A 23,121-nucleotide genomic window follows, 5' to 3' on the forward strand; every position below is an offset into this window, starting at 1 on the left:
CGGCTAGCACTCCACCACGTTCACGGCGAGGCCACCCATCGCAGTTTCCTTGTATTTGGAGCTCATGTCCTTGCCGGTCTCTCGCATGGTTACGATCACTTCGTCGAGGGACACCCGGTGGGTTCCGTCGCCCCAGAGCGCCATCTTCGCGGCATTGATGGCCTTCGCGGCGGCGATCGCGTTGCGTTCGATGCAGGGGATCTGCACCAGCCCGCCGATCGGGTCGCAGGTCAGGCCGAGGTTGTGTTCCATCGCGATTTCCGCGGCGTTTTCCACCTGCTGCGGGGTGCCGCCCATGACCTCGGCCAGGCCTGCTGCCGCCATCGACGACGCCGAGCCCACCTCGCCCTGGCAGCCCACCTCAGCGCCTGAGATCGACGCCTGTTCCTTGTAGAGCACCCCGATGGCCGCGGCGGTCAGCAAGAACTTGATCACGACGTCGTCGCGGTCCTGCTGGGTTGCCTTGTCCATGCCCGGCGCGAAGTGCAGGGCATAGTAGAGCACAGCGGGAATGATGCCGGCGGCGCCGTTGGTCGGGGCAGTGACTACTCGGCCGCCCGAGGCGTTTTCCTCGTTGACGGCGAGGGCGATCAGGTTTACCCATTCCTGCCAGTATTTCGGGTCGCGGTAGTCGGGGTCCTGGCCGCGGGTTTCCTTCATCAGGCGTTTGTGCCAGTCGGGCGCCCGACGGCGGACCTTGAGCCCGCCGGGCAGCAGGCCCTCGCGTTTGAGGCTGACCTCGACGCAGCCTTCCATCACGGAGTAGATGTGCAGGAGGCCCTCGCGGATCTCCGCCTCGGTCCGGGAGGCGCGCTCGTTGACGAACATGATCTCGCCGATCGAGAGGCCCTTGGACTGGCATCGACCCAGCAGTTCCGCGGCGGTGCGGAACGGCAGGGGCAGTTCCTTCTTGGACTCGTCCAGCTCCTTGAGCGCCGCATCCTCCTCGCCGTCGCGGACAATGAAGCCGCCGCCGACGGAGAAGAAGGTGGCACTGTGCAGGATGCCGCCGTCGGCGCCTGAGACGGCGAACGTCATGCCGTTGGTGTGCCGCGGCAGGATGGTCAGCGGGCGCAAGACCATGTCCTTGGCTCCGTAGGGCAGGGGCACGCCGTTGCCCTGCCCGGAGCCCGCGAGCTGCAGGGTCCCGCTTTCGGCGATGGTGGCGAGCCGCTCCTCCACTTCCTCGGGGAGGATCAGCTCGGGGTGGAAACCTTCCAGGCCGAGCAGGATGGCGGTCATGGTGCCGTGGCCGTGGCCGGTGGCGGCAAGGGAGCCGTAGAGATCCACGCGCAGCGACGCCACCTTCTCAAGAACCCCGGAAGCCTTGAGTTCTTCGGAAAACACCGCAGCGGCCCGCATGGGGCCCACGGTGTGGGAACTCGAAGGCCCGATCCCAATGGAAAAAAGATCAAAGACACCAACAGCCATAGCCGGGTTCCTAACTAGATAAGTGGTCGGTCGGCGGAGGGAGCCGGCCGGCCGCGGTTTTCGAAAGCGTGCGTCAAAGCGACGGAGGAGCAGCACGCGTGAAAACTGGGGTCGGCCGGCCCCGGAGCCAGCCCGGGAGGGAAATCAGGCGAGGTTCGCAACCGAGGGGTACAGCGGGTGGGCGGCCGCGAGCGCCTCCACCCGGGCGCGGAGCCCGGACAGGTCCGCGCCGGCGTCGGCGATCAGGGCCTCAGCGATGATATCCGCAACTTCGGCAAACGCAGCTTCGCCGAAGCCGCGGGTGGCCAGCGCCGGGGTGCCGATGCGGAGCCCCGAGGTGACCATCGGCGGGCGCGGGTCGAACGGCACGGCGTTGCGGTTGACGGTGATGTCGATTTCCGCGAGCCGGTCCTCGGCCTGCTGGCCGTTGAGCTCGCAGTTGCGCAGGTCAACAAGCACCAGGTGCACGTCGGTGCCGCCGGAGATCACGGAGATGCCCTTGGCGGTGACGTCGGACTGGACCAGGCGCTCGGCGAGGATCCGGGCCCCGGCGAGGACCCGCACCTGGCGTTCCTTAAATTCGGGCGAAGCGGCGATCTTGAACGCCACGGCCTTGCCGGCGATCACATGCTCCAGCGGGCCGCCTTGCTGTCCGGGGAACACGGCCGAGTTGATCTTCTTGGCGATGGCGGCGTCGTTGGTCAGGATGATGCCGCCGCGCGGACCGGCGAGGGTCTTGTGCGTGGTGGAGGTGGTGACGTGCGCGTGCGGCACCGGTGACGGGTGCAGGCCGGCGGCGACGAGACCGGCGAAGTGGGCCATGTCCACCATCAGGTAGGCACCCACGGAGTCCGCGATCCGGCGGAACTCGGCGAAGTCCAGCTGCCGGGCGTACGCGGACCAGCCGGCAACGATCAGGGCCGGCTTGTGCTCCAGCGCCAGGCGCTCCACTTCGGCCATGTCGATCCGGTGGTCCTCTTCCCGGACCTGATACGGGACCACGTTGTAGAGCCGGCCGGAGAAGTTGATCTTCATGCCGTGCGTCAGGTGCCCGCCGTGCGCCAGGTTCAGGCCCATGATGGTGTCACCCGGCCGGATCAGGGCGTGCATGACGGAGGCGTTGGCCTGCGCACCGGAGTGCGGCTGGACGTTGGCGTAGTCGGCGCCGAACAAGGCCTTGACCCGGTCGATCGCGAGCTGTTCGACGACGTCAACGTGCTCGCAGCCGCCGTAGTAGCGTTTGCCCGGGTAGCCTTCGGCGTACTTGTTGGTCAGCACGGAGCCCTGCGCCTGCATGACGGCCTTGGCGGTGTGGTTTTCGGAGGCGATCATTTCCAGGCCGTCCCGCTGACGGGTGAGCTCTGCGTCGATCTGCACGGCGATCTCCGGATCAAGCGCTGACAAATCCGCGTCGAGACTGGGTGAGATGATCTGCTCGAAGGTCACGGTGCCTGCGGCACCCGTGCCGCTCACAGTTCGCCGCCGTTCTTCGACGCGTAATCCTGGGCCGAGAGCAGCGGGCCGTCTGACTCGGCGGCGACCTTGAAGAGCCAGCCAGCGCCGTACGGGTCGCTGTTGATCAGGGCAGGGTCATCCGCGACGGCGGAATTGATCTCGGTGACCTCGCCGGTAACGGGGGCATAGAGGTCCGAGACTGACTTGGTTGACTCGACTTCGCCGCAGGTCTCCCCGGCGGTCACCGTGGCGCCCACCTCAGGCAGGTCGACGTAGACGATGTCTCCTAGCGCGTCGGTGGCCACGGCCGAGATGCCAATGGACACAATGTTCCCGGCCTCCCGCGCAACCCACTCATGCTCGTCGGAGTACTGCAGTTCAGGGGCAACTCTTGCCATGTGCTTTTCCTTTGTCTTGGAGTGGTCTTGGTGCTAAATCAATTGTGGCCGGTTTCGTCGCAACCTTGGTCGGGTTGGGTGGCGCGTGAGGCAATTCCTCCGCGTGCTCGGTCGCGAAAGCGCCCGCTGAGCGGACGCGACGCTCCCTTAGACGCACGCTTCCGGAATCCCCTCACCCGCCGACCGCCAGTTTCAGTTTTCGAGGCCAACAGTTTTCGAACTCACCGCCAGTTCTCCGGATAAAAACCGTGGCCTTCGTATTCTCCTAGAGCCGACCCTCGGTAGGCGGTCCATCGTCAGCACCTTTGCCTTTCGAAGAGCGCTACTTCCGGTGGTCCTGTTGTGGCCGTGCGTCCAATAAGGTGAGCCTCCTCAAGGGGCTGGCTGGCCGCGGTTTTCGAAAGCGTGCGTCTAAGCGGGGGCCCACGCCGTCCGGGTTCCCTGGCCGAGCTTGCGAGGTTAGGGAGACGGTGGGGAGTACGAGCGAGCACGCGTGAAAACTGGGGCCAGCCGGCTCCCCGGAGCCGGGTACCGCTGAGGCGCCCGGTCCGCTGAGGTACTGGTTGGACTACTTTTGGCGCTTGTAGAACGGCAGTGCGACCACTTCGAACGGCTCCATCTTGCCGCGCAGGTCGACGTCGAGCGTGGTGCCGGGTTCGGTGAACTCAACGTCGACGTAGGCCATCGCGACTGGGTAGCCCAAAGTGGGTGAGGGCTGGCCGGAGGTGACTTCGCCGACCGTGCTGCCGTCCTTGAGGACCGGGTAGTGGCCGCGGCCGGCCCGGCGTCCGAGGCCCTTGAGCCCGACGAGCTTGCGGCCCGTGGTTGCTCCGGCGCCGGCTTCCTTCTTGGCGGCCAGAGCGGTCTTGCCGACGAAGTCGCCTTCCTTGGAGAGCGCGACGACGGGTCCCAGCCCCGCGGCGAACGGGTCACCGTCGAGGACAAGTTCGTTGCCGTAGAGCGGCATGCCGGCCTCGAGGCGGAGCGAATCCCGGGACGCCAGCCCGGCGGGCGTCAGCTCGCCGTCCTCGGCGATGGCGACGAGCGCCTGCCAGAGGGCGGAGGCGTCGTCGTTCGCGACGAAGATCTCGAAGCCGTCCTCACCGGTGTAGCCGGTGCGGGCCAGCAGGAGCTCCCGGCTGGTGCCGCCGACCATGAACGGGACGTCGACGGCGGCGTAGTACTTCAAGCCGGTGACGAGCGCGTGCTGCGCGGCGGGGACGAGGCGGAGCAGAATCTCCTGGGCCTTGGGTCCCTGCACCGCGATCAGCGAGGTCCCGGCGGACGCATCCTCGACGGCGACGTCGAAGCCCCCGCTTTTTCCGGAAGCAGCCCGCTCAGCGAGGGCCTCGGCCACGACCTTGGCGTTGCCCGCGTTGGGGACGACCAGGAATTTCAGCTCTCCGCGGCGGTAGGTGATGAGGTCGTCGATGATGGCTCCGTCCTCGTTGCAGATCAGCGAGTACTTGGCCTTGCCGATGGCCATCGCCGAGATCTTGCCGACCAGGGCGTAGTCCAGGAACGCGGCGGCGTCCGGGCCCGTGACCCAGACTTCGCCCATGTGGGAGAGGTCGAAGATGCCCGCGGAGTTGCGGACGGCGTGGTGCTCGGCCAGTTCGGAGCTGTATTTGAGCGGCATCTGCCAGCCGCCGAAGTCCGTGAAGGAGGCGCCGAGCTTCTTGTGCTCTTCGTAAAGTGCCGTGTAGTTCTCAGTCATCGTTGGCTGTCCTTAGTTGGCGGAGTCGTCGGAGTTTTCCTCGAAGGCTTCGAGGGGCGGGCAGGAGCAGATCAGGTTCCGGTCACCCGCGGCGCCGTCCACCCGGCCCACCGGCGGGAAGTACTTGTCCTGCCGGAGCGTATGAACCGGGAAGACGGCCTGCTCGCGCGGGTAGTCGTGGGCCCAGCCGGTGCTGATGACGGCGGCGGCGGTGTGCGGGGCGTTGCGCAGCGGGCTGTTTTCGGCGGTAAAGTCACCGTGCGCCACCTGGTCGATTTCGGCGCGGATAGAGACCATGGCGGTGATGAAGCGGTCGATCTCGCCGAGGTCCTCGGACTCGGTGGGCTCGACCATCAGGGTGCCGGCCACCGGGAACGCCAGCGTCGGGGCGTGGAAGCCGTAGTCGATCAGGCGCTTGGCCACGTCCTCGGCGGTCACACCGGTCTTGGCCGTCAGCTCGCGCAGGTCCAGGATGCATTCGTGCGCCACGAGTCCGCCTTCGCCGGTGTAGAGCACCGGGAAGAAGTCGTTCAGGCGGGCCGCGACGTAGTTGGCGGCGAGCAGCGCCGACTTGGTGGCGTCCGTGAGGCCCTGGCCGCCCATCAGCTTCACGTAGGCCCAGGAGATCGGCAGCACACCGGCCGATCCATACCGCGACGCGGAGATTGGGGTGCCGTCTGCGCCGTTGACCGGATCGGCGGCGTTGCCGGGCATAAACGGCGCCAGGTGTGCCCGGGCGGCCACGGGGCCCACGCCGGGCCCGCCGCCGCCGTGCGGGATGCAGAACGTCTTGTGCAGGTTCAGGTGGGACACGTCGCCGCCGAACTGTCCGGGCTGGGCCAGCCCGACGAGGGCGTTCAGGTTGGCCCCGTCGATGTAGACCTGGCCGCCTGCCGTGTGGACGGCGTCGCAGACCTCGCGGACATCGGCGTCGAACACCCCGTGGGTGGACGGGTAGGTGATCATGATGGCGGACAGCGCGTCGCGGTGCAGCTCGATCTTGGCCCGCAGGTCGGCGTGGTCGATCGTGCCGTCGGCGGCCGTAGCCACAACAACAACTTTCATGCCGGCCAGCACGGCCGAGGCCGCGTTGGTGCCGTGCGCGGAGGCCGGGATAAGGCAGATGTTGCGCTGGGCCTCGCCGCGGGAGTGGTGGTAGCCGCGGATGGCAAGCAGGCCGGCAAGCTCGCCCTGGGATCCGGCGTTCGGCTGGATGGAGACCTGGTCGTAGCCGGTGATCTCGGTCAGCTGGGCTTCGAGGTCCTCGATCAGCTCGCGCCAGCCTGCCGTCTGGGATTCCGGGGCGAAGGGGTGGATGGACGCGAACTCCGGCCAGGAGATGGCTTCCATCTCAGCCGTGGCGTTCAGCTTCATGGTGCACGAGCCGAGCGGAATCATGGTCCGGTCCAGGGCGAGGTCGCGGTCCGAGAGCCGGCGGATGTAGCGCAGCAGCTGCGTTTCCGAGCGGTGGGTGTTGAAGACCGGGTGTTGGAGGTAGTCGGAGGTGCGCTCGACGGCGGTGTCCAGGCCGAAGGCTGTGCCGGCGTCTGCGCCGGAGTCGGCAACACTGGCACCGAAGGCGGCGACGACGTCGGCGACGATCGCCGCCGTCGTTGCTTCATCGGTGGAGATCCCGACGGTGTCCGCGTCGATGCCGCGCAGGTTGATGCCCGTGGCTTCGGCGGCGGCGATGACCTGCGCGGCCTTGCCGGGGACGGAAACGGTGACGGTGTCGAAGAAGGACGTGTGCAGAACCTGCAGGCCGGCGGCCGTCAGCGAGGCAGCGATGACCTTGGCATGGCCGTGGGTGGTCTCGGCGATTGCCTTCAGGCCGTCCGGGCCGTGGTAGACAGCGTAGAAGGAGGAGACGATGGCCAGCAAGGCCTGCGCGGTGCAGATGTTGGACGTGGCCTTTTCGCGGCGGATGTGCTGCTCGCGGGTCTGCAGTGCTAGCCGGTACGCGGGGACGCCGGCGTTGTCCTTGGACACGCCTACGAGGCGGCCGGGCATGGACCGTTCCAGGCCCTTCTGCACTGCCATGTAGGCGGCGTGCGGACCGCCGAAGAACAGCGGGACGCCGAAGCGCTGGGCGGAGCCGACGGCGATGTCGGCGCCCTGCTCCCCCGGCGGGGTGATGAGCGTCAGCGAGAGCAGGTCCGCCGCGACCGTGACCAGGGCGCCGCGTTCCTTGGCGTCCGCGATGACGGCGGAGTGGTCGAACACGCGGCCGGACACACCGGGCTGCTGGATGACCACGCCGTTGATGACGCCGTCGGGCAGGCCCTCGGAGAGGTCGGCAACCTCAACCTCGAAGCCGAGTGCCTCGGCGCGGCCCTTGACGATCGCGATGGTCTGCGGCAGGCAGTCGGCGTCGAGGACGGTCTTGCCGTCATGGGCCGACTTATTTTTGTTGGCCCTGCGCATCATCAGCACGGCCTCGGCGACGGCGGTGGCTTCGTCCAGCAGGGAGGCGTTGGCGATGGGGAGCCCGACGAGGTCCTGGACCATGGTCTGGAAGTTCAGCAGCGCCTCGAGCCGGCCTTGCGAGATTTCCGGCTGGTACGGCGTGTACGCGGTGTACCAGGCGGGCGCCTCGAGGATGTTCCGGCGGATGACGGCCGGGGTGAGGGTGTCGTAGTAGCCCTGGCCGATCATCTGGACGGCCGTCTTGTTCTTCGCGGCAATCTTGCGCAGCGCGGCGAGGACTTCCACTTCGCTGAGGGCCGCGCCGAGCGCCAGCGGGGAGTCCTGCCGGATGACTTTCGGGACGGCGGTGTCCACCAGCGCATCGACGGTGTCGTAGCCGACAGCCTTCAGCATGGCATCGACGTCGGGCTGGCGGCGGGCGCCGATGTGCCGGTCAACGAAGGACGTGGAGGCTGAGGAAACAGTCACAAGGAACTCCATAACTAAGGCGGCGCAGGGTGCGCCGCATTGATTCGGGTTCCTCCCCGCTCTGTATTGGACCTGAGAGTTTCCGCGCGGCCGCGCTCTCGCAGGGCCCCGCTTGCACCGTCGGTGAGCACAGCATGTCGGAGGACAGCCTGCTACTTTCCAGAGTTGCCTTGCCGCGGCGGTACGTGGGCCTGAGAGATTCCTGGGGAGGGTTTGCTCCTACGGCGCCTGCTTGTACCTACTTGCAGGACTCTCCCGCCGCAGATCAATGGCATATTCAGTTGCTCGTGACCGCAGTCACAGCTCCCATTGTCCTATGCCCGGCCCCGGTCCGCAAACTTCGCCCGCCGGCGGACCCAGGTTACGGGCGTGCGGCCCACGGCGCGGGGGCACCTCAGCCGCGCAGCCGCTCGACGGCAGCGAGCAGGCTCTCGACGTCGCCGCTGATCTCCGGGAACAGCCCGCCGGGGCCGCGGGCCAGCATGGCGTTGAAATACAGTCCGTCCCCCATGTACAGGACGGCCTTGGCCATACCCGGCCCGACGTCGGCCGCCAGCAATTCCAGCCAGCCGGCCTGGGCGGCGGCAAAGCGGTGCAGTGTTTCCTGATGGGCCACTTCGGCCAGCCGGGTGGCGGCCACGAACACCCGGTCCAGAGGGGTATCCGCCCAGACCGACGACTTGATGAAGAACGCCGCGGCACCTTCCGGGGCGGCGGCCATAGCGTCAAGATCCTCGGCGAGCAGCCGGTCCAGCCGCTCCAGCAATACCGCGACCATCGCTTCCTTGTTGGGGAAGTGGTAAAGCAGTCCGCCCTTGGAGACGCCGGCCAGCCTGGCGACGGCGTCCAGGGTCGCGGCACGTTCACCCTCTTCAATCAGCAGGCATTCGAAGGCGTCAAGGACGGCTTCGCGGGCGACGGGTTTTCTGGCCATGGTTCCTATCATGCCCGGTGCCGAGACGGGTTTCTCAACCCGGGTTTCCTAACTATACCGTCCAGACGGTACAGTTATCACCATGAGCAACACATCTTTTACCCCGGACGGCACCGGCAGCACCGGCGGCTTGCTAACGCGGGCCACCGAGACGACGTCGGCGACGGTCCCGCGTGCGCCGTGGCGCGACTGGCTGGCGCTGGCGCTGCTGATGTTTCCGGTGCTGCTCGTGGCCGTCGACAACACGGCCCTCACCTTCGCCCTGCCGGCGATCGCCCGCAGCCTTGATGCCACCGGCGTCCAGCTGCTGTGGATTGTGGATGCCTATCCCCTGGTCCTCGCCGGCCTGCTGGTTGCGATGGGCAGCCTGGGCGACAGGATTGGCCGCCGCCGGCTGCTCTTCATCGGCAGCACGGGCTTCGCGGCTGTCTCCGCGGTCACCGCCTTTGCCTCGAGTGCCGAATGGCTGATCGCCGGCCGCGCGGGCCTGGGTTTCTTCGGCGCCATGCTGATGCCGTCCACCCTGTCCCTGATCCGCAACATCTTCCCGGAGCCCAACCGCCGGCGGCTGGCCGTGGCGATCTGGGCAGCGGGGTTCTCCGGTGGTGCGGCCCTGGGCCCGATCTTCGGCGGCTGGCTGGTGGAGAACTTCTGGTGGGGCGCCATCCTGCTGGTCGCGGTGCCGATCATCCTGCCCCTCCTGGTGCTGGGTCCCGCCCTCATCCCGGAATCCCGCGACCCCGCTCCCGGCCGGGTGGATGCGCCGAGCGTCATTCTGTCCCTGCTGGTCATGGTTCCGGTGGTCTACGGCATCAAGGACCTGGCCACGCACGGCCTCGCGCCAGAACCCCTCGCCGCGATCGGCTTCGGCCTGCTCATGGGGTACATCTTCGTCCGGCGGCAGCGGGCCTTGGTCGCGGCGGGCCTGAATAGTGCAGGCCGGGAGGACGCCGACCGGAAAACGGGCGCCCCGGCGAAGAGCGGCCCGGCCTCGCCGCTGTTGGATCTGAGCCTCTTCGGCAACAGGGTCTTCAGCACCGCGATTATTGCCAACGTCCTGGCCTTGTTCTCCTTCAACGGCTTCATCCTGTTCCTCGCCCAGCATCTGCAGCTGCTGGAGGGCCAGTCCCCCTCGGAGTCCGGGATCGCCATGGTTCCGGCCCTCATCGCCACCGTCGCGGCGGGCCTGCTGGTGGTGCCGCTTGTCCGGAAGGTCCGGCCGGGATTCGTGGTGGCCGGCGGACTGCTCCTGAGCGCGGCGGGGTACACCCTGGTGGCATTCGGCAATCACAGCAACGGCCCTGCCCTGCTGCTGGCGGCCCTGCTGGTGCTCTGTCTGGGAGTCGGCGCGGCGGAGACCATCTCCAATGACCTGATCCTCGGCGCCGCCCCCGCGGAAAAGTCCGGTGCGGCGGCCGCCATCTCGGAAACCGGCTACGAGGTCGGTTCGCTGCTGGGCACGGCCGTGCTCGGCTCGATCCTGACGGCGTCGTACCAGCAGAACCTCCGGCTTCCCGCCGGCGTCACCGGGACGGCCCCGGCAGAGGCGACGGCCCAGGCCGGCGAGACGCTCGCCGGCGCCATCGAGCTGGCCCACACCCTGCCGGGACCCCTGGCCGACGCCGTGACAGAGGCCGCCCGGGCCGCCTTTGACTCCGGTGTCCACATCACGTCCGCCATCGCGATGGTGCTGATGGCCGGCGCGTCAATCCTCGCCGCCGTCGTCCTCCGCAAGGTGCCGACCGCTAAATGAGCCGCTAAGTGGGTACCCGGCTAGCTCAGGTTGCCTTGGAAAATGGCCAGACCTGACCTCCCGCGGACGATCCTGGAGTTTCAAGCAAGGTTCGGCGACGTACAGGCTTGCAGAAGCATGAGGCAAGATCAAATGACCAGGAGGGCTCTGCTCGCTACGGGGTCGGACCTGGGTGTGGCGGGAGTCCTGGCTTTGGTCGGACCTCATCCGGTGGACCCGGCATCGGGCGGAGGTCATGGGGCCCACAGTACCGCACCGCCACATATGGCAGAGCGCCCAAATACCGCCCCTTGTGCACCCGGTTAGAGTGGGGGCATGACGTTGGGGGACGCGGCCGCCGAGCCGCTTGTACACATTCAGGACTTCCGTATGGACTTCGGGGACACGACGGTCATCAAAGACCTCTCCTTCGATGTCCGGGCCGGGGAAACCTTCGGGTTCCTCGGCAGCAACGGGTCCGGGAAGACCACGACGCTCCGGGCATTGCTGGGGATTTATCAGCCGACCGCCGGGATCCTCCACATTGGCGGTAGGCCTTTCGCGCCGCAGGACGGGGCGCGGCTGGGGTACCTGCCGGAGGAACGCGGCCTGTACAAGAAGGAGTCCGTCCTCGATGTGATGGTCTACTTTGGCCGGCTCAAGGGCCTGGACAAAGCCCATGCGAAGACTTGGTCGCGGAAATACCTGGAACGGGTCGATCTCGCCGACAAGGCGAAAATGCGGCTGGATAAACTTTCCGGCGGACAGCAGCAGAAGATCCAGCTCGGCGTCACCATCATGAACGACCCCGAACTGCTGATCCTGGACGAACCAACCAAGGGCTTCGACCCGGTCAACCGGCGCCTCCTGATGGACATCATCGAAGAGCAGAAACTCGCCGGCGCCACCGTCATCATGGTCACCCACCAGATGGAGGAAGTCGAACGTCTCTGCGACCGGGTCATCCTCCTCAAGGACGGCACCTCCCGGGCGTATGGCACGGTCGAGGACGTCCAGGAACGATTCGGCGGCACCCTCTACCGGCTCGCCTACGACGGGGTCCTGCCAGCGTCGGCACTCTATGACATTGTCAGTGCCGCCGGCGGGCACGCCGAGCTTTCCCCCCGCCCCGGCGGTGACGAAACCGCTGTCCTGCGCGAACTCATCGAGAACGGCGTGGCCGTGCGGTCCTTCACGACGGCGCGGACATCCCTGGACGAAATCTTCATCAAGGTCTACGGCGAAGCCCACGAAATGGCGGAGGCGTAACCCCCATGACACAGCCAACGATCACCAAACCCTCCCCCGCTCCCCCGCCCGGCCCGGCACCGGCGAAGCGGCCGTTCGCACAGCACAACCTCGGCACAGTCGTCGGGTTCGAATTCACCCGCACCCTGAAAAAGCGCGGCTTCTGGATCGCGACCCTGTCCATCCCTGTCGTGATCGCCATCGTGTTCGCTCTCGTCTTCCTCAGTAACTCCTCCACCGCGGCCAGCGCCGACGCCCAGAAGACCGCGGCTGTGTCCTTCACCTACACCGACGGCTCCGGGCTCATCACCCCGGAGATCGCAACAGCGATGGGCGGCCGGCAGACCAGCGATCCGGACAAGGCGCTGCAGGATGTCAAAGACGGCGCGACGGATGCCTATTTCCTCTACCCCGCCGACCCGGCCACGCAGCCGGTCAAGGTCTACGGGACAGATAAGGGCGTCTTCGAGAACGGCAAATACGATGCCGTCGCCAAACAGCTCCTCACCGCCTCAGCCCAGGCGGCGATCGGCTCCCCGCCGCTGACCGCCGCGGCCAGCGGCGATGTGAAGACCGAGTCCCAGACCTTCAAGGACGGTCAGCTGACCGGCGGCTTCGGCTCAGTCGTGCCGCCGCTGATGTTCCTGCTGATCTTCTACGTCTCGATCATTCTGCTCTCCAACCAGATGCTCAACTCCACTCTGGAAGAGAAAGAGAACCGGGTCACGGAGATGATCCTGACAACCTTGAACCCGACCACACTGATCATCGGCAAGGTCATCGCCCTGTTCATGGTCGGCCTGGTCCAGATCTTGGTCTTCCTCACCCCCATCGTCGTCGGATACCTCTTCTTCCGCGAGAAACTCGCTCTCCCCGACGTCGACCTCTCCAACCTGACCTTCGAACCCGGCACGATGGTCGTCGGAGCGCTGCTGCTCCTCGGCGGATTCACCGTCTTCACCGGTGTCCTGGTCGCGATCGGCGCGATCATGCCCACCACCAAAGACGCCGGCACAATCTTCGGACCCCTCATGGCGATGATCTTCATCCCCTTCTACACAGGCACCCTCATCGTCTCGGACCCGCACGCACCAATCGTGCAGATCTTCACCTACTTCCCGCTCTCAGCGCCCGTCACCGCGCTGCTCCGTAACGGCTTCGGGACCCTCAGCGCCCTCGAGGCAACCATCGTCATCGCCGAACTCTTCATCATCGGATTCCTCATCCTCCGACTCGCCGTCCACCTCTTCCGCTACGGATCCATCCAATACTCCAGCAAACTCTCCATCGCCGGAACCTTCCGCCAGCGCACCCCACCCGCCGGAGAATAGAGGCCCTCTCTCAGCAGCCCCTACAAGGTCTTCGGCGGAATACTGCCGGACCGGGTCCGCCGGAGGGTTGAATTACTGGTCACCGGGGTAACACCGCGGATCCCCCAATTGAGGAGTTGCATGCGCAAGCTGCAGGACACCAAGCCCGTCGGGCACGCACTAATCTGGATTGCGATCTACATCCTCGCCGTCAACATCGGCGACATCATCGGGGAGGCAATCGGTTTCCCCTGGTTCACGAGCATTGTGCTCATTCTCCTGTCGGCGGCGCTCATCATCTACCTGCGGGTTGGTGGCCGGCTCGCGTTCTATGGTGTTCGTCCCGTTCAACCCGGTGCACTGCCACTCACGCTCTTCTACATTCCGCTCTTCGCGATCTCCTTTCTGCAATATGCCAAGGGATTCGCCTCCAATATTGATCTGCCAACCATCCTCTTCGCGATTCTCCTGGTGGTAGCCGTCGGATTCACGGAGGAGCTTCTGTTTCGCGGCTTTCTGCTCCAGGCGCTGCGGACGCGCGGCAGCCTCACTCGCGCGATCATCATTTCGGGGGTGACCTTCGGCATCGGCCACATCGTCAACCTCCTGCGCGGGTACTCACCCACTGATCAGGCTTTCCAACTGGTCGCGGCAGTGCTTATCGGCATTTCCCTGGCATACTGCACGGCGCTCACCGGGAGCATCATGCCTGGCGTGATCTTCCACGCGATGTTCAACCTCAGCGGCACGCTCACCGCGCACTCCGTGCTGTGGGATTCCGTGATATTAGGAATCATCACGGCCGTGACGATCCCCTATATTCTGTTCTTGCGGAATCGCCTCGCCGAGGCTGGACCTGCAGTGAGCGCCCCTGCAGTCAAGGTCGCATGAAGCGGAATCACCCGCGTCGAGCTGGCGTTGCAACCGCGGCGCGGAGATCCCCAGGTGTTCCAGTCGTCATCAAATAGGCCGCCCAGAACCAAGGATGCAGTCCCGGTGTGCGTCTTGTGGAGCACCGTTCCGGCGGTCTGCGAGACCTGATAGTGGCAGGCAGCGCATTCCCACAGCCCGCGTGCGGCGATCTGCCCTGCGGACTGTCCCTTGCACCGGGGACAGATGTAGCCCTCAGGCCAGCGACAGTCGAACACGTAGTCCAGGCAAGTCTGTTAGTCGCTGAACCTTGCTTGAAACTCCAGGATGGTCCGCGGGAAGTCAGGTCTGGCCATTTTCCAAGGCTCCCCGAGCTAACCGGATACCCACTTAGCGGCTAAATAACCAGGTAACCGGAACGCTCCCGGGTCGGCAGGCGGCGCTGCTTATGCGCCCGGCGTCGGGCGCTGGGATCTGCCGGGGACGGCTACTTGCTGTCCGCGGTGGTGACGCTGGAGTTGGCGCCCATCGTCTCCGCGTTGACCATCCAGGCATACTGCTCCAGCTTGGCGATAAACGCGTGCAGCAGGTCCGCCGTCGTCGGGTCCTCTTCGTCCACTTCGTCGTGGACTTTGCGCATGGTGCCGACGGCGGCCTCGAGAGCCGCGACGATCCGCTCGATGGCGTCCTTGGTGTTGATCAGTCCGGCCGGGAACTCGGCGAGGGCGGTGGACGTGGACACCGTGGAACTGCGGCCGTCCGGCAGGGCATGGAGGGCCCGCATGCGCTCCGCCAGGTCATCCGCGAAGGCGCGGGCAGCATCGATGATTTCGTCCAGCTGCAGGTGGAGGTCCCGGAAGTTCGTCCCCACGATGTTCCAGTGTGCCTGCTTGCCCTGGACATGAAGTTCGATCAGGTCCACGAGCACTGCCTGCAGGTTGGTCGTGAGGGTGGGTGTTGCTTTCATGGGTCCTCCTGGGTAGGTCCGATTCCGTTGCGCCCCCATACTGCTGGGGCCGATGCTTCCGACGCTACCCGAGCGCGCCGAGGTGCGCGCCGGTCCCGGCGGAATTTCTCGGTCAGCTTACTAAGTCGACTTACTACCGTCTGTGGTGAAAGTTCGCTGCGGGCCCACTGCAGCCCGCAGCGCAGGCTCAGACCGCCTCGTTAAGCACCGGCCCCAGCGGGAACAGAGCGCGGGTGATGCCCCCTGCGGTGGCCGTGTCCAGCTGCGACAGGTAGTCATTGCGGCGCCGCGGGGCGATCCGGGACTGCGGTTCGAAGCCCCGATCAGGATCGTCCGCGTAGTGGGCCGTGAGGCCGTCACGCATCAGCCGGATGGCCTCGGCGCGCTGCTGGGAGACCGCCGCGTGGGTGGACCCGAGTTCTGCGGCCAGGTCCTTGACAGTCCTGTCGCCGAAGTAGATCTCCTCGACGACGTAGCGCATGCGGTCCGGGAGGGACTTCACGGCTGCGCGGAGGTACTGGAGCCGTTCGTCCGCGAGCACGGAGTGTTCCGGCGTCAGCGTTTCTGCGGCCAGTGTGTCGACGACGGCATCATCGAGCGGCGTCAGGGTGCGGGAGGCGTCGGCGAGGGCCGCTTCGACGACGCTCTGCTGGACGCCTAGGGACGACGCGATCTCGTCGACGCTGGGGGTGCGTCCGAGGGCTGCGGCGAGGGTTTCCTGGACCGACATCGTTTCCTTGATCCGGCGGCGCGCGGACCGTGTGGCCCAGTCGCTGGCACGCATCTCGTCGGCAAACGCGCCGAGGATACGCCGGCGCGCGAACGCACCGAACGGTACGCCGAGGTCCGGGTCGAAGGAATCGGCCGAGGTGATCAGGGCAATGGCGCCGGCAGACGCCAGGTCATCGCGGGAAAGGTGTGATGCCTTTGAGCACAAGTCTGAGACAAGGTAGCCAACCAGCGGAAGATGCTGTGTGACCATCTCGTTGCGTTCCACGCGATTCAATAGTTCCCCCAAAGAGCCCAGATCCGGAGGCCTTAAAAAGGCCGAGAGCCGCAGCCGACAACGGTCCCGTGCTTCCCCTAGGGAAGTCGGTGTGTGAAACCCGGGCGCAGCACCCATGACGAAACGTATCACCCGAGTCACAATCTGCGTGTAACCTCAGGGAAAAGCTTGGCTGAAAATGCGGTAACTCTTTTCATCGGGGCGGCAAGGGAATGGGGCCTATGGGTGCAGGTGATCTATCGGCGGCTCTCTGGCAGGAGCGCCGCCAGCTGGAACTGCTGCTTTTCAGGTTGGAGACGCAACGGCTCCATGTCCTGGCCGGCAACCTGAAATGGCTTGGTTTTACGGCTTCCGAGATGGAGAGTGTCCTCGATCGGATGCGCTTTGAAGCCCTGGCCCGGAGTGTCGAATCGGCCGCGGTGGCGGCGGAATGGGGCTTGCCGGCCCAAGCGCCCCTGGTCGGGCTCGTGGCGGGGGCTCCGCCCGGTGCCTGGCCCGAGGTCTTGCAGGATCATCTGGAGGGGCTGCGCGAGTTGCTCCGGCAACTCGGCGACGCTGCCCGTGCCAATGAGGATACTCTGCGTCGCGTGGACCGTCAGCCGGCTGCCGGCGCGTCCGGTGAGACGGACACGGCCGGGGATCTCGACCATCTGACGACGGCGGGAAACATTGAGCGCGCGATGGCGGTCACCCGCCGGACAACCCAGCCCCTGCTCGAGAACTACCTCGACGGAACCCTGGACTGATCAGGGGCGCCGGTCAGCGCGTTGTGGGGGCAGGCGGCGGCAGCAGGCCGCGGAGGGCGTCCTCGGATTCCACGCCCGCCTGGGCTGCGGCAAGGTTGGCGGCCGCGATGGCCTCGATGACCTCGCGGCGCTGGATCGGAACGCCGCGGGGTGCCTCGATGCCGATCCGGACACCGTCGCCGCGGCCTTCCAGCACCGTGATGACGATCCCGTCGCCGATCATGATCTGTTCGCCCGGTTTGCGTGTGAGTACCAGCATTCTCTCAATCTACCCTTCGCTGTGTGGCGCCGCGGACGATTCCCGATGCCACGGCCGTGCCACTTCTGCCCATCTCAGATCGTCACGGCGTGTGCCGGGGCGGAATCGATCCACCCCAGCGGCAATCCGAGCCTGTTGACGGTTTCGGGGGTGGACGTTTCGGCGGCTCCTACGACGGCCACCGCGCTGATGGTCAGCTGCGCTGCGAGGACCCCGACCCAGCGTGCGGTGTCCTCGGCCTTACGTCCCGCGTCCACCGCTACCCAGAGCTGGTCAGCGGAGAGCGCGGCGACGGACTGGAGCCGGGCGATGGCATCGCGGGCCTTCCCGAGTCCGAACGCCACTACAACTGTCTGTTCCGTCAGCACTGCGTGGGCGCGGGCCGCCGTGGCGCCCTGGCGTCCCTCCACGTGCAGGTGGCCGTAGGCCGACAGCTTTCCGGCCGTGCGCACATCGGCGCCGCCGGCTGCAGTGGACATGGCCAGGGCGGCGTCGAGAGCATCGTCCCCCAGCCCGACAAGGACCACCAGGTCCCCGACGCCGCTCAGCACGGTGGGGACCATCTCGCGCCGTGGGGCGGGCGCCGTGGTTGTGGGAGCGGCGGAAACGGCGGCCGCGGCAAGGGCGGCGTCATATCGGGCGCGGTCCGGGACGACGGCGGCCGGGGCGGCGTCATATTGTGCGCGGTCCGGGACGACGGCGGCCGGGGCGCCGAGCCCGGCGCCAAGCTGCTCAAGCAGTTCGGCAAAGTCCGGCGACTCGGTGGACAGGCCGGCGCTAACGGGCCGGTGCAGCTTCAGTTCAGCCGCATCCGCCTCGTCGAGCAGGGCCGCGATCGCCGCACCCTGCAGCTGGTGTGCGGGAGCTGCCGCCGCACGCGGGGCGGCGGCAGCATCCGCCTCGACCGGGAGGACCGCCTCGGGAACCACTTCGCCGGTGACCACCTCACGGCCGGCCGGCACCTCGATGATCGCCTCGTACCGGTCACCGGCGAAGAGCCCGGCAATTCCGGGGCTGGTGATGCGTTCCGCGGAGACAATGCGGGCGGCGGGCCCGTGCTGAAGTGCGGCCTTACGCCGGATCTCCTCCAGCGACGCTCCCTTAAGCCGATAGGGGTTCGGCATGGCGTACAACTCCTACAGTTTCGATCCGGACGTTAGCGGAGGTGACTTCCCGGTAGGACAGTACGGGCACAGAGCCCGGCTGCGATCCCACGAGCCGGTGAATGGCGGGCCGGAGCGCCGGAGCGCAGACCAGCACGGCCTGGCGGTTGGCCGCGGCGGCGGAGTCGACGGCGTGGCTCACCGAGCGCAGCACGGCGTCGAGCCTGTCCTGACCCATCACGATCTGGCTGCCACCCTCGGCGGGGCGCATGTCCTCGAGCATGGACTGCTCCAGGAGCGGGTCGATCATGATGACGTTCAGCACGGACCCGTCCATGAACCTGGCCGTCAGCGCGGGGCCGAGGGCCTGGCGGGCGGACTCGACCAGCGACTCCGGGTCGGTGGAGATCTTGGCGCGGAGCGTCAGCGCCTCGTAGATGCGGGCCAGATCGTTGATGGGCACCTGTTCATCCAGCAGGCCCTGGAGTACGCGCTGCAGCTCTGCGAGGGAGAGCAGTGCGGGGGTGAGTTCGTCGACGGCGGAAGGACTCTGCTTCCGCACCCCTTCGGTGAGCACACGCACGTCCTCGCGGGAGAGCAGCCGGGCGGCATTGGCCGTGACGATCGACGAGAGGTGCGTCACCAGGACGGAGACGCGGTCGATGACTGTGGCGCCGGTCATTTCGGCGTTGTGCCGCATTTCCGCCGGGATCCATTTGCCGGCCAGGCCGAAAACCGGCTCGATCATTGCGATGCCGGGGAGCGAGTCGAGGCTGTCACCCAGGGCGAGCATCTGGCCGCTCGGGGCGGTGCCGCGGCCGGCTTCCACGCCGGCAATCCGGATCGCGTAGCTTGCCGGCGGGAGGTCCACGCTGTCCCTGGTGCGGACGGGCGGGATGACAAGGCCCAGCTCCATCGCAATCTTGTGCCGCAGGGACCGCACCCGGGCCAGCAGGTCGTCGGAGGCGCCGGAGACCATGTCCACGAGGTCCGGGGCCAGCAGGATCTCCACCGGGTGGATGCGCATATCCTCGAGGAGCTTGTCGTTGGGATCCATCTCCGGGAAGTTCAGCGCGGCCGCCTCGGCTTCGGCCGACTTCTCGTTGTGCTGCTGCCGTGCGGCGATCCGGCGGGACGCGAAGAGCAGCCCGGCTCCGACCAGAAGGAAGGGCAGCGGCGGCATGCCGGGGATCAGGGCCATGGCGATCGCGGCGACGCCGGCGATCATCAGTGCGTTGGGCGACTGCATCAGCTGGGTGGACGCCGTGCGGCCCATGTCCGATTCGGTGTTCGAGCGGGTCACGATCATGCCGGTGGACACTGCCATCAGCAGGGCCGGGATCTGGGTTACCAGCCCGTCGCCCATGGTCAGGATGCCGTAGGTGCTCACGGCGTCGCCGATCTCCATGCCACGCTGCAGCATGCCGATGGCGATGCCGCCGATGAAGTTGATGATGATGATGATCAGTCCGGCAATCGCGTCGCCCTTGACGAACTTCGAGGCACCGTCCATGGCGCCGTAGAAGTCGGCCTCGGCCGAGACCTCGGCGCGCCGTTCGCGGGCCTGGGTGTCGGTGATCAGGCCGGCGTTGAGGTCGGCGTCGATCGCCATCTGCTTGCCGGGCATGGCGTCGAGGGTGAAGCGGGCGCCCACCTCGGCGACGCGTTCGGCTCCCTTGGTGACAACCACGAACTGGATGACCACCAGGATCAGGAAGATGACCGCGCCGATGATCATGGAACCGCCCACTGTCACCTTGCCGAAGGCTTCGATGACCTGGCCGGCGTGCCCCTCCCCCAGAATCAGCCGGGTGGAGGCGACGTTGAGGCCCAGCCGGAACAAGGTGGCGACGAGCAGCAGCGAGGGGAAGACGGAGAAGTCCAGCGGCTTCTTCACGAACATGCTGGTCAGCAGGACCAGCAGCGCCAGCAGGATGTTGCAGACGATCAGGACATCGAGCAGGGGCGCGGGCACCGGAACAATCAGCAGCAGCACAATGCCGACAATGCCGATGGGCACCGTCAGCGGGGCGAGCTTCTTGATCATGGTGCGGTCCTTTCACAGACGCTGGTTCGAAAAGTGTTCACGCGGTGCCTCATACGGCGGCTCCCACAGCTGCGGTTGTGCTGCTCATTCGGTGCATCCCGACGGCGGCGCCGCGGGACTTGAGTGCCATCACGAAGGCGAGGACACCGGCGACGGCGCGGTAGAAGTCCACCGGGATCTCCTGGCCCAGCTCGCAGGCGCTGTGCAGGGCCCTGGCCAGCGGAATGTCCTGGACCATCGGCACGTTCTTCGCCTCGGCCTCCGCCCTGATTCTGGTCGCGATGTGGCCGGAGCCTTTGGCCACCACACGGGGCGCGGATTTGCCGGGTTCATACTTCAGTGCCACCGCCACGTGCGTAGGGTTCACCAGCACGACGTCGGCGTCTCCGATCGCGGCGATCATGCGGTTCCGGCTCATAGCCATCTGCCGGGCCCGGCGCTGGGAACGGATGAGCGGATCGCCTTCACTGTTCTTGTTCTCGTCCTGGACTTCCTTTTTGGACATCCGGGTTTTCTTGCGGTTGCGGCGCATAACCACGAAGAAGTCGGCCGCCGCCAGCACGATTCCGGCGGCCACGGCGAACTGGATCAGGGCGGCGATGCCCCCGCCCGCGGCCTGCACCACACCCGCCACGGGCATTCCCCCGGCGGTCAGCAGGACCGGGACCAGGCCCTGCACCACGCTGTACAGGACGAGGCCCACCACGCTGGCCTTCAGCAGCGCCTTGACGCCGCCCCAGACTGCCTGCATGCCGAACATCCGCTTCAGGCCGCCGAGCAGTTTGAAGTGCTCGAAATCGAACTTGAACTTCTTCAGGTGCACGCCGCCCTGCAGCGCGGATCCGGCGAGGACCACAACAAAGACGACCATCAGCATGGGACCGACGATGCCGGCGATGGCGGCGAGGCCGTCTTCCAGCGCCTTCACGGCTTTGCCCGGGTCCGGCGCGGCCACGATGCCGCGGACGCTGAAGAGCTGGTCCGTGGCAGCGTTGGATGCGCGTTCCACCGTGGCGGGGATCATGATGGCCGCGGCCCCGACGCCCAGCCACGCGGTGAGGTCCTGGGACCGGGAAAGCTGGCCCTTGGAACGGACCTCCTTCATCCGTTTGTCGGTGGCTTCCTCGGTCTTTTCCTGTGAATCCGACATCAGCCCACCCCCAGCACGGACTTGGCGGCCTGGCCGGCCAGGCTGGAGACGATCCTGGGCAGCGCGAGGAACATAAAACCTGCCAGCATCAGCGTCAGCAGGATCTTGAGCGGGAAGCCCAGCGAGAAGGCGTTCAGCGCCGGTGCCACGCGGGTCAGCAGGCCCAGTCCGACGTCGGCAAGGAACAAAACCACCACCAGGGGGCCCGCGATCTGGACTGCGGCGAGGAACATGCCGGTGACCGCCGCCGTCATGGCCTGGACCGGCTGGGCCAGATCCATGCCGCCGGCCAGAGGCAGGGCCGCAAAGCTGCCCGTCAGCCCGGTGATGACCAGCTGGTAGCCGTCCGACGCGAACAGCAAGGCCAGGGCGGCCATCTGCAGGAGCCTGGTGAACTGCGCGCCGTTGACCATCATCTGCGGGTCGAAGGCCTGCGCCATCTGAAACCCGCTGAAGAGGTCGATCAGGCTGCCGGCGGACTGGATGGCGGAGAAGATCACCAGGACCAGAAATCCGAGGGCCAGCCCGGTCACCAGCTCCAGGACCACCCCGCTGACGAAGCCTGCCGTGTCGCGTGGCGTGTAGCCGACGGAGACGCGTTGTGAGACGGCCAGGCCCAGGCCGAGGCCCAGCATGGCCTTGACGCGGCCCGGGAATGCCTGGTGGGCGAAGGGCGGCGCCACGATCAGGAATGCCGTCATCCGGACGGTGGCCAGCAACAGGACTTCCAGCCACGACGGGTCGATCGGGATGCCCACCTCACAGGCCGCCGAGCAGGGACGGGATCTTGGCGAAGAGGTCGTTGGTGAAGGTGACCATCTCCGAGATCATCCAGTGCCCGCACACCAGCAGCGCGATGGCCACCGCCGCGGCCTTGGGCACGAATGACAGGGTGGCCTCCTGAAGCTGGGTGATGGACTGCAGTAACGCGATGGCTAGGCCGACGACGAGCGCCGTCACCAGGACGGGGGCGGAGAGCTTTGCGGCCACGATCATGGCCTGGAGGCAGATATCCAGGACGGCGTTGGCGTTCATCCGGTGCCCGCATAGCTTTGGATGAGCGAGGCGATGATCAGGCCCCAGCCGTCCACGAGGACGAAGAGGAGGATCTTGAAGGGCAGCGAGATCATCACCGGCGGGAGCATCATCATGCCCATCGACATCAGGGCCGCGGAGACTACCAGGTCGATCACGAGGAACGGGATGAAGATGACGAAGCCGATGATAAACGCGGCACGCAGTTCGGAAATCATAAACGCCGGGATCAGGCTCTGCAGCGGCACCGCCTCCGGGGTGGCCGGATTTTCCGCACCCGCGGCGCGGGTCATCAGCGCGATGTCCTCCTCACGGGTGTGGGCCAGCATGAACTGCTGCAGCGGGCCGGATGCGGCCGCCACGGCGCCGTTGAAGTCCAGGGTGCCGTTGAGGTAGGGCTGAACCCCGATGGTGTTTATCTCATTGAGCACAGGCCACATCACGAAAATCGAGATGAAGAGGGCCAGGCCCGCCAGCACCTGGTTCGGCGGGATGGAAGGCAAGGACAGCGCGTTGCGGGTCATGGCCAGGACCACGAAGATCTTGGTGAAAGACGTCATCATCAGCAGCAGCGCAGGCGCCACCGAGAGCAGGGTGATCCCGATCAGGGTCAGAACGGCGGTGGACGGTTTGCCGTCGAGTCCGTTGATCTCGATGTTGACGCTGCCGCCGGGGTTGGCCGGATCCGTCGGGGCCACCGGCGGGGTGGGGTCGATGGGTGCGGCGTGGCCGGTTGCAGCGTTGAGCCACAGCAACAGGGCCGCGAGGAAGACGGCGGCGAGTCCCAGAAAAACAATCCTGGCCGGATGGCGCCGGTC

At 66.6% G+C, this 23,121-nt stretch carries 20 protein-coding genes, 1 pseudogene and 2 riboswitches; of the genes and pseudogenes, 5 read left to right on the plus strand and 16 right to left on the minus strand.

Annotation, left to right across the window (positions count from 1 at the left end):
* Window positions 1–3: 3 nt before the first annotated feature.
* The 6 genes from RCH07_RS11315 to RCH07_RS11340 all read right to left on the minus strand — a co-directional run bounded on the left by RCH07_RS11315 (window position 4) and on the right by RCH07_RS11340 (window position 8,830).
* Window positions 4–1,431: an L-serine ammonia-lyase gene (locus tag RCH07_RS11315; protein ID WP_326967563.1), complete on the minus strand. Its 1,428-nt coding sequence runs from the start codon at window positions 1,429–1,431 to the stop codon at window positions 4–6.
* A 144-nt stretch (window positions 1,432–1,575) separates the two neighbouring features.
* Window positions 1,576–2,904 carry a serine hydroxymethyltransferase gene (glyA, locus tag RCH07_RS11320; RefSeq protein ID WP_326967564.1) on the minus strand — a complete coding sequence of 443 codons (1,329 nt, stop codon included), beginning with the start codon at window positions 2,902–2,904 and terminating at the stop codon, window positions 1,576–1,578.
* Window positions 2,901–3,284 (minus strand): glycine cleavage system protein GcvH, encoded by a 384-nt coding sequence (gcvH, locus tag RCH07_RS11325; RefSeq protein ID WP_326967565.1) that lies wholly within the window; start codon window positions 3,282–3,284, stop codon window positions 2,901–2,903. Before gcvH ends, glyA begins: the two co-directional genes overlap by 4 nt.
* Before the next feature lie 568 nt (window positions 3,285–3,852).
* Window positions 3,853–5,001 (minus strand): glycine cleavage system aminomethyltransferase GcvT, encoded by a 1,149-nt coding sequence (gene gcvT / locus RCH07_RS11330; RefSeq protein WP_326967566.1) that lies wholly within the window; start codon window positions 4,999–5,001, stop codon window positions 3,853–3,855.
* Between the two features lie 12 nt (window positions 5,002–5,013).
* Window positions 5,014–7,908, minus strand: a complete 2,895-nt coding sequence (gene gcvP / locus RCH07_RS11335; RefSeq protein WP_442784817.1) for an aminomethyl-transferring glycine dehydrogenase — start codon at window positions 7,906–7,908, stop codon at window positions 5,014–5,016.
* A 39-nt stretch (window positions 7,909–7,947) separates the two neighbouring features.
* A riboswitch (glycine riboswitch) is annotated at window positions 7,948–8,064 on the minus strand.
* A gap of 1 nt (window position 8,065) precedes the next feature.
* A riboswitch (glycine riboswitch) is annotated at window positions 8,066–8,164 on the minus strand.
* A 126-nt stretch (window positions 8,165–8,290) separates the two neighbouring features.
* The gene (locus RCH07_RS11340; protein ID WP_326967568.1) at window positions 8,291–8,830 is read right to left on the minus strand and encodes a TetR/AcrR family transcriptional regulator; all 540 of its coding nucleotides are present in this window, start codon (window positions 8,828–8,830) and stop codon (window positions 8,291–8,293) included.
* 211 nt (window positions 8,831–9,041) lie between these two features.
* On the opposite strand from RCH07_RS11340, the gene RCH07_RS11345 reads away from it, so the two are divergent.
* From RCH07_RS11345 to RCH07_RS11360, 4 genes are all read left to right on the plus strand, one after another.
* Window positions 9,042–10,583 (plus strand): MFS transporter, encoded by a 1,542-nt coding sequence (locus tag RCH07_RS11345; RefSeq protein ID WP_442784819.1) that lies wholly within the window; start codon window positions 9,042–9,044, stop codon window positions 10,581–10,583.
* Between the two features lie 315 nt (window positions 10,584–10,898).
* Window positions 10,899–11,831: an ABC transporter ATP-binding protein gene (locus RCH07_RS11350; protein ID WP_326967570.1), complete on the plus strand. Its 933-nt coding sequence runs from the start codon at window positions 10,899–10,901 to the stop codon at window positions 11,829–11,831.
* A gap of 5 nt (window positions 11,832–11,836) precedes the next feature.
* Window positions 11,837–13,141, plus strand: coding sequence for an ABC transporter permease (locus RCH07_RS11355; RefSeq protein WP_326967571.1), 1,305 nt, complete (start codon window positions 11,837–11,839; stop codon window positions 13,139–13,141).
* A gap of 120 nt (window positions 13,142–13,261) precedes the next feature.
* Window positions 13,262–14,011 (plus strand): CPBP family intramembrane glutamic endopeptidase, encoded by a 750-nt coding sequence (locus RCH07_RS11360; protein WP_326967572.1) that lies wholly within the window; start codon window positions 13,262–13,264, stop codon window positions 14,009–14,011.
* Between the two features lie 9 nt (window positions 14,012–14,020).
* Here the strand turns inward: RCH07_RS11360 and RCH07_RS11365 are convergent.
* From RCH07_RS11365 to RCH07_RS11375, 3 genes and pseudogenes are all read right to left on the minus strand, one after another.
* Window positions 14,021–14,346: pseudogene (locus RCH07_RS11365) on the minus strand (transposase); the annotation flags it as partial.
* Window positions 14,347–14,477: 131 nt separating this feature from the next.
* Window positions 14,478–14,957 (minus strand): Dps family protein, encoded by a 480-nt coding sequence (locus tag RCH07_RS11370; RefSeq protein ID WP_326967573.1) that lies wholly within the window; start codon window positions 14,955–14,957, stop codon window positions 14,478–14,480.
* A 187-nt stretch (window positions 14,958–15,144) separates the two neighbouring features.
* Window positions 15,145–15,963 (minus strand): sigma-70 family RNA polymerase sigma factor, encoded by an 819-nt coding sequence (locus RCH07_RS11375; RefSeq protein ID WP_442784818.1) that lies wholly within the window; start codon window positions 15,961–15,963, stop codon window positions 15,145–15,147.
* 221 nt (window positions 15,964–16,184) lie between these two features.
* Here RCH07_RS11375 and RCH07_RS11380 point away from each other — a divergent pair, with 221 nt between their 5' ends.
* Window positions 16,185–16,709 (plus strand): flagellar protein FlgN, encoded by a 525-nt coding sequence (locus tag RCH07_RS11380; RefSeq protein ID WP_326967575.1) that lies wholly within the window; start codon window positions 16,185–16,187, stop codon window positions 16,707–16,709.
* A 13-nt stretch (window positions 16,710–16,722) separates the two neighbouring features.
* Here RCH07_RS11380 and RCH07_RS11385 read toward each other — a convergent pair whose 3' ends face one another.
* The 7 genes from RCH07_RS11385 to fliP form a co-directional block, all read right to left on the minus strand.
* Window positions 16,723–16,968 (minus strand): carbon storage regulator, encoded by a 246-nt coding sequence (locus RCH07_RS11385; protein ID WP_326967576.1) that lies wholly within the window; start codon window positions 16,966–16,968, stop codon window positions 16,723–16,725.
* Window positions 16,969–17,042: 74 nt separating this feature from the next.
* The gene (locus tag RCH07_RS11390) at window positions 17,043–18,092 is read right to left on the minus strand and encodes a hypothetical protein (protein WP_326967577.1); all 1,050 of its coding nucleotides are present in this window, start codon (window positions 18,090–18,092) and stop codon (window positions 17,043–17,045) included.
* Window positions 18,070–20,118 carry a flagellar biosynthesis protein FlhA gene (locus tag RCH07_RS11395; protein WP_326967578.1) on the minus strand — a complete coding sequence of 683 codons (2,049 nt, stop codon included), beginning with the start codon at window positions 20,116–20,118 and terminating at the stop codon, window positions 18,070–18,072. The genes RCH07_RS11390 and RCH07_RS11395 overlap by 23 nt, the downstream gene beginning before the upstream one ends.
* Window positions 20,119–20,167: 49 nt before the next feature.
* The gene (locus RCH07_RS11400) at window positions 20,168–21,268 is read right to left on the minus strand and encodes an EscU/YscU/HrcU family type III secretion system export apparatus switch protein (RefSeq protein ID WP_326967579.1); all 1,101 of its coding nucleotides are present in this window, start codon (window positions 21,266–21,268) and stop codon (window positions 20,168–20,170) included.
* Complete coding sequence (locus RCH07_RS11405; protein ID WP_326967580.1) at window positions 21,268–22,026, minus strand: flagellar biosynthetic protein FliR; 759 nt, start codon at window positions 22,024–22,026, stop codon at window positions 21,268–21,270. Before RCH07_RS11405 ends, RCH07_RS11400 begins: the two co-directional genes overlap by 1 nt.
* Before the next feature lies 1 nt (window position 22,027).
* The gene (fliQ, locus tag RCH07_RS11410; protein WP_326967581.1) at window positions 22,028–22,303 is read right to left on the minus strand and encodes a flagellar biosynthesis protein FliQ; all 276 of its coding nucleotides are present in this window, start codon (window positions 22,301–22,303) and stop codon (window positions 22,028–22,030) included.
* Window positions 22,300–23,100, minus strand: coding sequence for a flagellar type III secretion system pore protein FliP (fliP, locus tag RCH07_RS11415; protein WP_442784820.1), 801 nt, complete (start codon window positions 23,098–23,100; stop codon window positions 22,300–22,302). The genes fliQ and fliP overlap by 4 nt, the downstream gene beginning before the upstream one ends.
* Window positions 23,101–23,121: the final 21 nt, after the last annotated feature.

Source organism: Arthrobacter sp. CG_A4 (assembly GCF_035985125.1).
Classification (GTDB): domain Bacteria; phylum Actinomycetota; class Actinomycetes; order Actinomycetales; family Micrococcaceae; genus Arthrobacter.

Coding starts and splice junctions, on each gene's coding strand:
- RCH07_RS11315 (WP_326967563.1), bottom strand. CDS start 1,431: ATGGCTGTTGGTGTCTTTGATCTTTTTTCCATTGGGATCGGGCCTTCG.
- gcvH (WP_326967565.1), bottom strand. CDS start 3,284: ATGGCAAGAGTTGCCCCTGAACTGCAGTACTCCGACGAGCATGAGTGG.
- gcvT (WP_326967566.1), bottom strand. CDS start 5,001: ATGACTGAGAACTACACGGCACTTTACGAAGAGCACAAGAAGCTCGGC.
- gcvP (WP_442784817.1), bottom strand. CDS start 7,908: ATGGAGTTCCTTGTGACTGTTTCCTCAGCCTCCACGTCCTTCGTTGAC.
- RCH07_RS11340 (WP_326967568.1), bottom strand. CDS start 8,830: ATGGCCAGAAAACCCGTCGCCCGCGAAGCCGTCCTTGACGCCTTCGAA.
- RCH07_RS11345 (WP_442784819.1), top strand. CDS start 9,042: ATGTTTCCGGTGCTGCTCGTGGCCGTCGACAACACGGCCCTCACCTTC.
- RCH07_RS11350 (WP_326967570.1), top strand. CDS start 10,899: ATGACGTTGGGGGACGCGGCCGCCGAGCCGCTTGTACACATTCAGGAC.
- RCH07_RS11355 (WP_326967571.1), top strand. CDS start 11,837: ATGACACAGCCAACGATCACCAAACCCTCCCCCGCTCCCCCGCCCGGC.
- RCH07_RS11360 (WP_326967572.1), top strand. CDS start 13,262: ATGCGCAAGCTGCAGGACACCAAGCCCGTCGGGCACGCACTAATCTGG.
- RCH07_RS11370 (WP_326967573.1), bottom strand. CDS start 14,957: ATGAAAGCAACACCCACCCTCACGACCAACCTGCAGGCAGTGCTCGTG.
- RCH07_RS11380 (WP_326967575.1), top strand. CDS start 16,185: ATGGGTGCAGGTGATCTATCGGCGGCTCTCTGGCAGGAGCGCCGCCAG.
- RCH07_RS11385 (WP_326967576.1), bottom strand. CDS start 16,968: ATGCTGGTACTCACACGCAAACCGGGCGAACAGATCATGATCGGCGAC.
- RCH07_RS11390 (WP_326967577.1), bottom strand. CDS start 18,092: ATGCCGAACCCCTATCGGCTTAAGGGAGCGTCGCTGGAGGAGATCCGG.
- RCH07_RS11395 (WP_326967578.1), bottom strand. CDS start 20,118: ATGATCAAGAAGCTCGCCCCGCTGACGGTGCCCATCGGCATTGTCGGC.
- RCH07_RS11400 (WP_326967579.1), bottom strand. CDS start 21,268: ATGTCGGATTCACAGGAAAAGACCGAGGAAGCCACCGACAAACGGATG.
- fliQ (WP_326967581.1), bottom strand. CDS start 22,303: ATGAACGCCAACGCCGTCCTGGATATCTGCCTCCAGGCCATGATCGTG.